General features: G+C 71.8%; 11 protein-coding genes. 6 read left to right on the forward strand and 5 right to left on the reverse strand.

What is annotated here, in order from left to right:
* The first annotated feature begins 209 nt into the window (after window positions 1-209).
* Window positions 210-572: an ATP-binding protein gene (locus AB0I29_RS05060; RefSeq protein ID WP_285102078.1), complete on the forward strand. Its 363-nt coding sequence runs from the start codon at window positions 210-212 to the stop codon at window positions 570-572.
* A gap of 37 nt (window positions 573-609) precedes the next feature.
* Here the strand turns inward: AB0I29_RS05060 and AB0I29_RS05065 are convergent, their stop codons facing one another.
* Both AB0I29_RS05065 and AB0I29_RS05070 read right to left on the reverse strand, forming a co-directional pair.
* Window positions 610-1,164, reverse strand: coding sequence for an isochorismatase family protein (locus tag AB0I29_RS05065; protein WP_357478774.1), 555 nt, complete (start codon window positions 1,162-1,164; stop codon window positions 610-612).
* 46 nt (window positions 1,165-1,210) lie between these two features.
* Window positions 1,211-2,227, reverse strand: a complete 1,017-nt coding sequence (locus AB0I29_RS05070; protein ID WP_357478777.1) for a zinc-binding dehydrogenase — start codon at window positions 2,225-2,227, stop codon at window positions 1,211-1,213.
* 102 nt (window positions 2,228-2,329) lie between these two features.
* Between AB0I29_RS05070 and AB0I29_RS05075 the strand changes: the two genes are divergently transcribed.
* Window positions 2,330-3,277 (forward strand): LacI family DNA-binding transcriptional regulator, encoded by a 948-nt coding sequence (locus tag AB0I29_RS05075; RefSeq protein ID WP_357478780.1) that lies wholly within the window; start codon window positions 2,330-2,332, stop codon window positions 3,275-3,277.
* Window positions 3,278-3,695: 418 nt separating this feature from the next.
* On the opposite strand, the gene AB0I29_RS05080 is transcribed toward AB0I29_RS05075, so the two are convergent.
* Window positions 3,696-5,105, reverse strand: coding sequence for an ATP-binding protein (locus AB0I29_RS05080; RefSeq protein WP_357478783.1), 1,410 nt, complete (start codon window positions 5,103-5,105; stop codon window positions 3,696-3,698).
* Window positions 5,106-5,130: 25 nt separating this feature from the next.
* Entirely contained in the window at window positions 5,131-5,922 is a 792-nt protein-coding gene (locus AB0I29_RS05085; protein WP_357478786.1) for a response regulator transcription factor, read from the reverse strand.
* 135 nt (window positions 5,923-6,057) lie between these two features.
* On the opposite strand from AB0I29_RS05085, the gene AB0I29_RS05090 reads away from it, so the two are divergent.
* Window positions 6,058-6,948: an ABC transporter ATP-binding protein gene (locus tag AB0I29_RS05090; protein ID WP_357478789.1), complete on the forward strand. Its 891-nt coding sequence runs from the start codon at window positions 6,058-6,060 to the stop codon at window positions 6,946-6,948.
* On the forward strand, window positions 6,945-7,742 hold the full coding sequence (locus AB0I29_RS05095; RefSeq protein ID WP_357478792.1) for a hypothetical protein: 798 nt from the start codon (window positions 6,945-6,947) through the stop codon (window positions 7,740-7,742). The genes AB0I29_RS05090 and AB0I29_RS05095 overlap by 4 nt, the downstream gene beginning before the upstream one ends.
* Before the next feature lie 65 nt (window positions 7,743-7,807).
* On the opposite strand, the gene AB0I29_RS05100 is transcribed toward AB0I29_RS05095, so the two are convergent.
* A complete protein-coding gene (locus AB0I29_RS05100; protein WP_357478795.1) occupies window positions 7,808-9,529 on the reverse strand; it encodes an ABC transporter ATP-binding protein in 1,722 nt (573 codons plus the stop codon).
* A 196-nt stretch (window positions 9,530-9,725) separates the two neighbouring features.
* Between AB0I29_RS05100 and AB0I29_RS05105 the strand changes: the two genes are divergently transcribed.
* Together AB0I29_RS05105 and AB0I29_RS05110 are read left to right on the forward strand one after the other, a co-directional pair.
* Entirely contained in the window at window positions 9,726-10,934 is a 1,209-nt protein-coding gene (locus tag AB0I29_RS05105; protein ID WP_285102070.1) for a membrane dipeptidase, read from the forward strand.
* Window positions 10,934-12,565 (forward strand): ABC transporter substrate-binding protein, encoded by a 1,632-nt coding sequence (locus AB0I29_RS05110; protein ID WP_357478798.1) that lies wholly within the window; start codon window positions 10,934-10,936, stop codon window positions 12,563-12,565. Before AB0I29_RS05105 ends, AB0I29_RS05110 begins: the two co-directional genes overlap by 1 nt.
* The last annotated feature ends 11 nt before the right edge of the window (window positions 12,566-12,576 follow it).

The following is a 12,576-nucleotide window of genomic DNA, read 5'->3' on the forward strand; positions in this document are numbered from 1 at the left end:
GCCACGGACCGAACCTAGAGATGGCGGGCGCGACTGAGGAGCGCCGCGGCGCACTTTGTGTCCCGCCGGTTATGCGTCGCCGCGGGGTGGAGGACAGCCTTTGCGCCTCGCGGCTGCCGGCGCCATGGTGCTGATCGGCGGACACCACGTCACGCGAGCGTGCTTCCCGGCGCACGACCCGTGCGGGGCTCGGCTCGGTGTGGAGGGATGTGTCCCTGCCGGTTGCGGGGCGTGTCGTCCGCAGGTCTGATCGGAGCGGCACCGGGAGCCGGCAAGGCTGGGCGTGGATCGCCGTCGCCGACGAGGGCCCAGGGGTCCCGGAGGACCGCGACCGCGTCTTCGACCGCTTCATCCAGAGCAGGAACGGCTCCGGTGCTCCCGCCGCGGCGGAAGGATCCGGGCTCGGTCTTGCCATCGCCCGCCGGGCGGCCGAGGGCCACAGCGGACGCCTGCTGCACACGCAGCACGGACCCAGGGGCAGTACCTTCACCGTCTGGCTCCCGGACCGCACGCTGGACCGGGCGAACGACCGGGAGGACGCCCCGCCGAACGATGACCCGCTGGCCGGCTGAGGTGGCACCGGCAGGAGGCCCGGATCCGTGGTACGCGCTAACCCTGGGACAACGCGCCGGCGATGTCACCCGAGGAGGCGACCCGGGCGATGGCGGGGAGCACCGCGGTCAGGGCGTGCTCGTGGGTCTCGGCGCGCAGGTCGGTGACGGCGTCGGAGGCGACGACGACGTCGAAGCCCAGGTCGTAGGCGTGCCGCACGGTGGACTCGACGCCGAAGCTGGTCGCGACACCGGTGACCACGACGGTCGTGACGGCGCGTTCGCGCAGCAGCTCGGCCAGGCCGGTGCCGGAGAACGCGCTCAGCCGGGCCCGCTCGACGCGCAGGTCGTCGTCGCGCACGTCGAGGACGGGCGCGAGGGCGCGCGCCTCCTCGGGGAACGTGCGCGGCGCGGAACCGTAGGCGTTGCGTCCGGGTGGGGTTCCGGTCGAGACCGCGTAGGCCACGGTGCGGCCCTGGTCGTGGAAGGTGGCGGCGAGCGCGGCCGTCGCGCCGACGACGTCGTCGACGGGGTGAGCGAACGGGTTGCTCAGCGTGGCGGCCTGCAGGTCGATCACGAGCAGGGCGGTGGTCGGGTCGAGCTCGAGGGGCACGTCTTCTCCTGATGGTCGTCGGGGGCTCAGCGGGCGGGCCTGGTGGTCAGCCGAAGGTGACGACCACCTTGTCGGCCGCGCCCGGTGTACGGGCGAGCTCCAGGGCGTCGAGTGCCTTCTCGAAGGGAAGGGTGTCGCTGACGATGAGCGCGTACCTGCGCCAGTTGGCGATGATGTCGTCGGTGACCTCGAAGATCTCGGTGGGGTAGCCCATCGACCACACGAGGTTCAGCTCGGAGGTCAGGATGCCGCCGAGGTCGAGCTCCACGGGCTTCTTGTGCACGGCGACGATGCCGAGCGTGGCGCCGTGCTTGGCGATCCTCGCCACGGTCTGCGGGACCACGGGAGCGCCGGCGGCGTCGAGGTAGATGTCGGTGCCGGGCCGGACGCCCCGGTTGAAGACGGTGGCGCCGTCGCCGTGCAGCTCCACGGGGCGGGCGGCCACGTCCTCCTGCGCCGAGTTGATGACGGCGTCCGCACCCACCTGGAGGGCCTTGTCGAGCCGGGAGGGGAGGATGTCGACCACGACGACGTGCGCGGCGCCGCGTCGCTTGTAGCCGAGCACGGCGCCCAGGCCGATCGGTCCGGCGCCGAACACGACCACCTTCGCGCCGGGGCGCGGCTGGGTGCGGTTGACCGCGTGGTAGGCGACGGCCATCGGCTCGTTCAGTGCGGCGACCTCCCAGGGGATCTCCTTCGGGATGGTCCGCAGCTGCCTGCCGACCTGTGCGTCCTTGATCACGACGTACTCCGACAGCCCGCCCTGGGCGCCGCCGGAGCCCAGGAGCCCGTCGGTCAGCGCCATCGTGTTGATCACGACGTGGTCGCCCACCGCGATGCCGGTGACGTCGGCACCGACCTCCACGACCTCGGCCGCGGGCTCGTGACCGAGCGGCGTGGCGCCCTGCCGCGGCGGGATCCCTCCGTTCGCGGTGTACAGGGCGTCGGAGCCGCAGATACCGCACGCGCGCATCCTGAGCAGGACGTCGGCGGGGCCGGCGACGGGCTGGTCGACGTCGACCCAGGCCGTGGTGTCCGGCGCCGTGACGTGGACGGATCGCATGGGTTCCTCCGAGGTTCGTCGAGCATCACTAAATCGAATAAGTGGAGACTACCCTTGGAGCGCGGCCACGAGAACACCGGCGGCCGCCAGGAACGGGGGGACATGTCGAAGGAGAGCCGGGCGACGCTCAAGGACGTCGCGCGCGCGAGCGGGGTCTCGACCGCCACGGTGAGCTTCGTGCTCAACGACACCCCTGGGCAGACCATCCCCGAGACCACCCGGGACCGGGTGCGCGAGGCGGCACGCGACCTGGGCTACACACCGCACCGGCTCGCCCGCGCCCTGCGGGAGGGCAGCAGCCGGGTCGTGCTGCTCAAGCTCGGCGACCTGCGGCCCGGACACAGCCTGGACGGCTTCGTGACGGGCATGCGGCACGAGCTGTGGCGCCACGGCTACACCCTCGTGGTGCACCCGGGCGGCGCGGATCGCACCGCGCTCGCCGAGCTCGTCGCGACGCTGGCGCCGCGTGCCGTCGTCGACCTGGCCCGGCCGTACCAGGGCGACGTCGACGACGGTGAGACGGAGGGGAGCGACGGGGGCTGGACCGACGGGCTGGCCGCGCACACGATGACCCAGCTCACGCACCTCGCCGAGCGCGGCCACGCGAACGTCGCGTTCGCCGTTCCGGGCGAGGTGGCCGCCGGTGGGCTGGCTGCGCTGCGCCTGCGGTACGCCCGAGAAGCGTGGTCGGCCGTAGGCGCCGGCGACCTGCACCGGGTGAGCGTCGCGACGGGATCGGCTTCCACCGCGGATGCGCTGCGCAATCTGCGTGGCATGCACCCGGAGGTCTCAGCCGTGGCCGCGTTCGACGACGAAGCGGCGTTCCGTGTTCTCGCAGCCATGGCGGACCTGGACTTGTCCGCTCCGGGCGATCTCGCCGTGATCGGGTTCGACGACGGACCCTACGGGGCGCTCTGGCGCCCATCGCTCACGTCGGTGCACATCGACGGCGAAGGTTTCGGGCGGCAGGCTGCCCGGGCCGCACTCGGTATCGAACCGCAGGAGCCGGCTGCCCCGACATCGGTCGTCGTCCAGCGCGGATCGACCTGAGGGGATGGTTCGGCCTTCGTGATCGGCCTGCGACAGTCACACCGAAGTACCTCGTGTCCGAAACGGCGGAGCGCGAACGTGTCCGTCAGGTGCTCCTCATGCTGCGGCAGATCGCTCGTCACTCAGGGGCGGGCGCCGGTGCCCCGGGACCTCGACCCCCACTCGCTGGCGGCGGCTTCATGCCTTCTCCGTTTTCCTGGCGCGACTCTGCGGTCAGGAGCTGCCTTGTGGTGCACTTTCACCAGTGCATGGCTACCAACGAGGGCGCCACCGCATGGAGTTCGTCGCACGCGCACGCACCCTCCCCGCACGACAAGGGCGCGACATGGCATCAGGATCGTCGAAACGCCGAGGATGAGTTTCAGCAGCGGGCGCGCGGGCCATGCCCGTAGGGGCTTGTAGCGGCAGCGGACGGAGCTCAGATCCGCCCGCCGCCGAGCAGGAACGCAGCTACGAGCGCGACGCCAGCGAGCGCGGGCGTCCAGAACGTGATGAGCATGCCGCGGCGGAGCCGGGCACGGGCTGCGGCGAGCTCGGCGTGGGCCGTGCCCTCCGGGTGTGCAGGCTGGACCGCGTGCACGGTGCCGGGCAGGCCGGTCGCCTCGGCGTCCGCGCTGTGAACGTTCGTGGCGCGAGCGTGCGCGCGACGCACCGGGAGGCGCGCGGTGACGACGAAGCCTCCGCCGGGTTCGGTGCCGGCGGTCAGGACACCGCCGGCGAGCCGGACCCGTTCGTCCAGCCCGATCAGTCCGTATCCCGTGCCGATGCCGCCCGGCGGGCGGGGCGATGTGTCGTTCGTGACGGTGACGACCAAGGTGGCGTCGGCCGTGTCCTCGTTCGCGAGGGTGACCCGGACTTCGGCGCCGGGCGCATGTTTGGCGGCGTTCGTGAGTGCCTCCTGCACCACGCGATGGGCGGCGCGGACGGTGTCCCGGGCGATCCCGTCCATCTGCTCCGGCCCTGAGTCGAGAGTCACGCGCATCCCGGAAGCTGCGGCCCGCTCCACGAGCGCCGCGATCGCGTCGTCCGGGCGGACGGCAGCGGCGGGCGGCGCGTCGCGCGTCGCGGTGTCGGCGTCGTCGCGCAGCATCGTCACCACCTCGTGCAGCCGTTCGGTGACGGCGGCCGCTGACTCGCGCAGCCGAGCCGCAGCGGCTCGTTGCCCCGGATCGGAAGCGATCGCCTCCAGCGCCCCGGCCTGCACGGCGACAAGGCTGAGGTCGTGACCGAGGGAGTCGTGCATGTCGCCCGCGATGCGGGCCCGCTCACGCATGCGGGCCTGTCCGACGGCGCGGTCCTGCTCCCGCTCCAGCCGCTCCGCCAGGTCCCAACCCGCGCGCACCAGTTCACCGTGCTGGTACATGTACTGCCCGGCCGCCCACGGGATCAGGACCTGGAGTACGAGCCCGGTGAGCATCTCGAACCAGTCGTCCGCCGAACCCGGCGCTCCGCCAGTGACGATGACCAGCACAAACACCGCCAGCAGCCCGGCCACCGTGATGCCAAGGCCCAGCAGCGCCCGCCGTCCGTCGGTCCGACGGCCGAGCAGGAACGCGAAGGCGAGCTGAGCGACGACGAGCTGGCTGGTGAACAAGTTGCCGCTGGCGACGAGGGACAGCGCGCCGGGCAGGATGGCGGCCACGACGGGCCATCGGCGCGCGAGGAGGACCGCCACGACGAGCATCGGCACGGCCAGCGCGACGAACTGCGCGCGAGTCCACGGGCCGGAGCCTTCGAGCTCGCCGGCGACCAGCGCGAACGCGATCAGCACGCCGAGCAGTCCTGCGTCCACCGCGATCCGGACCGACCAGGCGCGGCTGCCGGACATGCCCGGTAGCCCGCCAACGGCCGGGCTACGCACCTGAGATCCGGCCCGTGCTCGGACGTTCGCCCTGGCCCGTGCTCCGGCCCGCACCGGGACCCTGACCAGCCGTAGGACCAGCCCCGGAACCCGCACCCGGCTCACCGACCAGCCCCGCCTCGTGCGCCAGCACCGCGGCCTGCACGCGGTTGCGCACCCCGAGCCGGGCCAGCGCCGAGCTGACGTACGCCTTGACGGTGCCCTCCACGAGAAACAGGCGGGACCCGATCTCCGCGTTCGACAGGCCCGCGCCCAGCAGCGCCAGCACGTCGCGCTCGCGCGGGGACAGGCCCGCCACCAGCTCGAGCGCCCGGGTCCGACGGCGGTCCGCGCCGGCCGACCCGGCAGGTCCCCGTCCGCCGTCGTCCAGGAGCCGGATGACGCGGGCGGCGACGCGCGGGGAGAGGTACGCGGCGCCATCATGCGCGGCCCGGACCGCGGCGATGAGTTCGGCCGGGTCGCCCGACTTCAGCAGGAACCCGCTCACCCCGGCCGCCAGGGCGGCACTGATGTACTCGTCCTCGCCGAACGTCGTCAGCATCAGCACCCGGGTGACCGGGACGCTGCGCCGGATCTCCTCGGCCGCGGCCAGCCCGTCCAGACGGGGCATGCGGATGTCCAGGACGGCGACGTCGGGCCGGTGCGTACGGGCCAGCGCCACAGCGGCGAGCCCGTCCGGGGCCTCGCCGACCACCTCGACGTCGTCGGCGGAGGTGAGGATCGTGCGCAGGCCCGCGCGGATCATTGCCTCGTCGTCGGCCAGGAGGACGCGGATCTCGCTCACGGATCGACGGTACCCGGACGACGGCAGCGCCAGGCCGCCGTCGGGCCGCGCGGGCGTGAAGACCTGACGAACGACAGTAGTGCGGGTGCCGATCGGCAGGCGCCGCGCACCCGCCGCCCCCCATACGTTCGCCACGTGATCGAGCTGACCAACCTCACCAAACGCTACGGCGACAAGACCGCCGTCGACGACCTCACCCTGCGCCTCGAACCCGGGACCGTCACCGGGTTCCTCGGCCCGAACGGGGCCGGGAAATCCACCACGATGCGGCTGATCCTGGGCCTGGACGCGCCGACGTCCGGCACCGCGCTGATCGGTGGACGCCGGTACACCGACCTGGAGTGCCCGCTGACCACCGTCGGCGCACTGCTCGACGCCAAAGCTGTGCACCCCGGCCGGACCGGTCGCGACCACCTGCGCGCCATGGCGCGCAGCCAGCGCATCCCCGCCCGCCGCGTCGACGAGGTGCTGGAACGCACCGGCATGACCGACGCCGCCCGACGCCGCGCCGGTACCTATTCGCTCGGCATGAGCCAGCGGCTCGGCATCGCCGGCGCGCTGCTGGGCGATCCGCAGGTGCTCATGCTCGACGAGCCCGTCAACGGCCTCGACCCCGACGGCGTCACCTGGATCCGCACCCTGCTGCGCGGCCTCGCCGCCGAAGGGCGCACCGTGTTCGTGTCCTCGCACCTCATGAGCGAGATGCAGCAGACCGCTGACCGGCTCGTGGTGCTCGGCCGGGGACAGCTCATCGCGGACGCCCCGATGTCGGAACTGCTCACCGCCACCGGCTCGCGGGTGCGCGGGCCCGGGCTGGAGGCGCTCGCGGAACGGCTCGACGACGCGCGCTGGACCGGCGACGACGAGCTGACCGTCCCGGGCGTGCCACCCGAAGAGGTCGGGGCGCTCGCCCACCAGCTCGGCCTCCTGCTGCACCGGCTGGAGGCGACCGAACCGACACTGGAGGAGTCCTACATGAGCCTGACCGCTGACGCCGTGGAGTACACCGCAGGAGGTGCGGCATGAGCGCATCCACCCCACAGGCGGTGCCAACCCTGCCGGGCGCACCGACCAGTTCGCCGACAGCGGCGGCCCGGACGCGGCTCGGCGACGCGATCGCCGCCGAGTGGATCAAGCTCTGGAGCCTGCGCTCCACCTGGTGGTACCTCGGCGGGTCCGCCGCAGTCGTCGTGCTGACGAGCCTCCTCGAGTCCGGCGACGGCGACCCCACCACACCCGACGCCCTGACCCCGGTACTGGGGGCCGTGTCGTACTTCGTCCAATACATCCTGGCGGTGTTCGGGATCGTGGCGATCACCGGTGAGATCGCCACCCGGTCGATCACCGTCACCATGGCCTGCACGCCCCGCCGCACCTGGATCATGGCCGCAAAGGCGATCATCGTGGGCGCCGTGGTGCTCGGGGCGTCGCTGCTGGTGACCGGCGGCGGGCTGCTGCTCACCGCAGCCCGGCTCGGAGAGCTCTCGCTCGTCGACGGGACACAGGCCGAGACCGCGCTCGCGGCGTCGGTCTACCTGGCGCTGCTCGCTGTGTTCTCCCTCGGGCTGGCGACGCTCGTGCGCCGGACCGCCGGGGCGCTCGCGGTGATGCTCCTGTTGTTGCTCCTGGTTCCCGAGCTGCTGCGGATGGCATCCGAGCGGTTCGACGCGCCGTGGATCAACACCGTCGGCGACTGGACGCCTAGCCCGATCGGGTGGCGGCTGATGGAGGGCGAGTGGGCCGACGGGCTCGCGCTCCTGGCTTGGGCCGGCGCCGCGGTCGTGGCCGCGATATGGGTCCTGCGGCGCCGGGACGCCTGAACTCCTCGCCGAGGACGGCTCGCACGAGTTGCACACCTCGCGCCGTCGCCGTGGGCTCCCGTGGGCTAGGCGCCGACCGCGGTCAGGCGTCCGCGCTCCGCGCGGGTGAGGGGTGGCATCGACGCGAGCAGTTCGCGCGTGTAAGCGTGGTCGGGCCGGTCGAAGATCTGCTCGACCACGCCCGTCTCGACCACAGCGCCCCGGTACATCACCAGTACCCGGTGGGCGAGGTTGCGCACCACCGAGAGGTCGTGGGAGATGAACAGGATCGACAGGCCGAGCCGGTCCTGGAGGTCGACGAGCAGGTTGGTGACCTGTGCCTGGATGGTCACGTCGAGGGCGGAGACTGGTTCGTCGCAGACCAGGACGTCGGGGTCGCGCACCAGGGCGCGGGCGATCCCGATGCGTTGCCGCTGGCCGCCCGAGAACTGGTGCGGGAACCGGTCCATGACCTCGGGCCGCATGCCCACCATGTCGAGCAGCTCGGCCACCCGCTCGCGCCGGGACGCGGCGGTACCGGTACGTGTCACGACCAGCGGCTCGGCGATGATGTCGCGCACCCGCATGCGCGGGTCGAGCGAGGTGTACGGGTCCTGGAACACCATCTGGGTGCCGGTCCGTGGCGCGGGGCGTGGTCCGCGTGTACGGCGGGTGACGTCCTGCCCGTGGTAGCGGACCGCGCCCTGGTCGGCACTCTCCAGTCCCACGATCATGCGGGCGAGCGTCGACTTGCCGCTGCCGGACTCGCCCACGATGCCGAGCGTCTCGCCGCGGCGCAGCACCAGGTCGACGCCGTCCACAGCGCGCACCGTGCGCCGGGCCAACGGGGACCCGCCGTGGAACGTGCGGCCCAGCCCGCTCACCTCCAGGACGACGTCGCCCCGGCGGGCGGCCGGCGTGTGCTCGCCGCCGGGAACGCGTCGCTCCGCCGCCGTGCGGTCCGCGTCCGGCGCCCGCTCCGGCTCCAGCACGCGTACCGCGCCGGCGCGGGGCACGGAGCCCAGCAGGGTCCTGGTGTACGGCTCGGCCGGGGCGGCGAAGACGGTGTCGGCGTCCCCCTGTTCCACCACCACGCCGTCGCGCATCACCGCCAGCCGGTCGGCCACCTCGGTGACCACGCCGATGTCGTGCGTGATGAGCAGCACCCCCATGCCGAGCCGGCCGCGCAGGTCGTGCAGCAGGCGCAGGATCTGCGCCTGCACGGTGACGTCCAGCGCGGTGGTCGGCTCGTCGGCCACGAGCAGCTCGGGCTCCAGCGCGATCGCCATCGCGATGAGGATGCGCTGCCGCATACCGCCGGAGAACTGGTGCGGGTAGTCGTCCACTCGGGTGCGCGCCGCCGCGATGCCCACCAGGTCGAGCAGCTCGACGGCACGCTCGCGCGCCTGCCGCCGGCTCAGGCCGCGGTGCACGCGGAAGATCTCGCCTACCTGGTCGCCCACGGTGAGTACCGGGTTCAGGCTCGACAGGGCGTCCTGCAGCACCATGCTCACGCGCTCGCCCCGCAGCGCGCGGCGCTCCGGCTCGGTGCAGGCGAGCAGGTCCGTGCCGCCCACGCTCAGCTCGCGTGCCGCGACCGTCGCCGCGGGGTCCTGGATGCCGAGGACGGCGCGTGCGGTGACCGTTTTTCCGGAGCCGGACTCGCCCAGCAGCGCCACGAGCTCGCCGGGGCGGACGTCGAGGTCGAGGCCTCGCACGACGGGCGTGACCTGGGTACCGGACCGGAACCCGATGTCGAGGCCGCGGACGCGCAGCACGGGGGAGGGGCTGTCGGAGGTGGGTGCCATGCCCTCCATGGTGCCCTGCGGACCGGCGCCCGATGTTTCGCTCACGTGAATTCTTGAGCCGGATTAACCCATTGTCATTGACACCAGTGCCGGATAGTCGCGACGGTGAAGTCCACCACGCCGGTTTGTTCCCCGACCGTCTCGCGGCATCGGGGGGTGTGGCCGTCCGATGCAACGACTTGCCGAGGAGGCAGCAGTGCTGGAGCCAGCGAAGCACTACGCGGGATACCGGGCCTACGACTACCTGGAGCCGGGCGTCGATTACCGCGCGTTCGAGCTCGCGCAGGAGGTCGGCCGCGTCCCCGCCTACGCCGGGCTCGACCTGAGCACGAGCGAGACCGAGCGCACCACGCGCCTCCTGGAGCAGGAGACCGTCATCTCGCTGCACGACCACCTCCAGGTGTTCCCCCAGGACATGACCGACCTGCGCGGCTACATCCGGCAGGGCAGGGAGAGCACCGGCTACCAGGGGCTGAGCCGCTCCGGTCTGACGGCGGTGTTCGACAACGGGATGGACGGCACCTGCTGCATCTCCAGCGACGCCGGCTGGAAGTACCAGGACGTGCTCTTCGACCTGGGCGTCCGCATGGCCGACCTGGCCCACCAGGACTTCGTGGTCAAGGGGGAGACCCTCCAGGACATCCGCCACGCCCAGGAGACCGGGCGGATCGCCCATGTCTTCTCGCTGGAGGCGGCCACCATGATCGAGAACGAGGTGGACCGGCTGGACGTGCTCTACGGGTTCGGCGTGCGCATGATGGGCATCGCCTACTCCGAGGCCAACACGCTCGGTTCCGGCCTCAAGGAGCGCGGTGACGGCGGCCTGACCTATTTCGGCGAGCGGGCCGTGCAGCGGATGAACAAGCTCGGGATCGCCATCGACATCTCGCACTCCGGCGATCGCACGTGTCTCGACGTGATCAAGACGTCGGACAAGCCGGTGTTCATCACGCACGCCGGCGCGCGCGGCCTGTGGCCCACCAACCGGATGAAGACCGACGAGACCATCGTCGAGTGCGCCCGGCGCGGCGGCGTCATCGGCATCGAGGCCGCCCCCCACACCACCCTGTCGCCGAACCACCCGCGGCACTCCCTGGAGTCGGTCATGGACCACTTCCAGTACTGCGTGGACCTGGTCGGCCTGGAGCACGTGACCTTCGGTCCCGACACCCTGTTCGGCGACCACGTGGGTCTGCACGACGCCTTCGCGTCCAACCTCTCCATCTCCCAGGCCCACGGTCACGTGGACTACGAGAAGGTCGAGTACGTCGACGGGGTCGAGAACCCGGCCGAGGAGTTCTCCAACATCATCGGCTGGCTGGTCAAGCACGGCTGGTCCGACGACGAGATCCGCGCCGTCGTCGGCGGCAACACCCTGCGCGTCCTCGAGGAGGTCTGGATCTGATGAAGCTGCGAAGACTGAGCCTGGCGGCCACCGCCGCCGCGGGGGCGCTCGCGCTGGCGGCCTGCGCGCCGCAGGCGCCGTCGTCCGACGGCGAGGGGAGCGGCGCGCCCGCCGAGGCGGGCGACGACACCCTGACGATCGCCACGACCACCGACGTGGTCAACTACAACCCGCTGATCGGCAACAGCCGCAGCGACTACTGGGTCACGAACCTGATGTACCCGCACCTGCTGTCGATCGCGGACGACGGCAGCAAGGAGGCGTCCCTGGCCACCGACTGGGGCTACGTGGACGAGACCACCGGGTTCTACGAGATCCGCGACGACTTCACCTGGAGCGACGGCGAGCCGCTCACGGCCGACGACGTGGCCTGGACCCTGAACGCCGTCAAGCAGGACGCGCCCGCCGGCACCTTCTACGGCCAGATGGGCCATGTCGAGTCGGCCGAGGCCGTCTCGCCGACCCGCGTCGAGGTCACGCTCACCGAGCCCGACACCTCCGTGATCGAGGAGATCGGGTTCTGGGGCAACATCGTGCCGCAGCACGTCTTCGAGCCGGCCGGATCCGTGGCCGAGTTCGCGAACGACGGCGAGGACGGCTGGGTCAGCGCGGGGCCGTACGTGCTGACCGATGTGCAGGCCGGGCAGAGCTACACGCTGGAACGCACCGAGGAGCCCTACCCGCTGGTCGAGGGCGGCACCCCGGTCCCGGCACGCGTGGTCTACCGGGTCTACCCCGACGTCAACACCGAGATCCTGGCGCTGCAGAGCGGCGAGGTCGACGTCATCGCCAACGCCCTCCCGCCGGCCCAGGTGGAGCAGCTGCGGAGCACCGAGGGCATCGAGGTGGCCGAGGTGCCCGGCCTGGGCTACGCCCACATGGTCTACAACATGGACCAGCCGGACCTGGCGAAGGCCGAGGTGCGTCAGGCGCTGGCGCACGCCGCGGACTACGAGACCATCCGTGAGGTGGTGCTCCAGGGGCAGGCGGTCTCCACGGGCTCCAGCCCGCTGATGCCGGTCCTGTCGCAGTACCACGACGACTCGCTGACCGAGTACGAGTTCGATCCCGAGCTGTCCCGGTCGCTCATGGAGGACGCCGGGTACGAGGCCGATGCGGACGGCATGTTCCCCGTGACCTTCCGCCTGCTGTACTCGCTGCAGGACAGCGTGACCAGCCAGTGGGCCCAGCTCGTCAAGGACAGCGCGGCCGAGGCCGGTATCGCCATCGAGCTGGAGGGCCTGGAGCGCAACACCTACCTGGCCCGCACGGACGAGGGCGACTACGACATCTACGCCGGCAACTTCGCCATCATGGACGACCCCGTCACCAACTTCACGCTCTCGTACCTGCCGGGCGGGGCCATCAACTACACCCACGTGGACGACCCCGAGCTCAACGACCTGGTCGCGCAGGCGGCCGTCACGGCCGACCCCGACGAGAAGGTGGCGCTCATGCAGGAGGCCGCGGCCCTGGTTCACGAGCAGGTCTACGACAACATCATGTACACGCAGAACCTGTACATGGCCTACAGCTCGGACTGGGACGGGTTCGTCGTCAAGCCCAGCGAGCTGCTGTCCATCGTGAGCGCCCAGTCCGTCGCGTCCGCCCACCGGGTCTCCGGCGAGTAGACCCCGTACCG

Source organism: Promicromonospora sp. NPDC050262, from assembly GCF_040655935.1.
Taxonomy (GTDB): domain Bacteria; phylum Actinomycetota; class Actinomycetes; order Actinomycetales; family Cellulomonadaceae; genus Promicromonospora.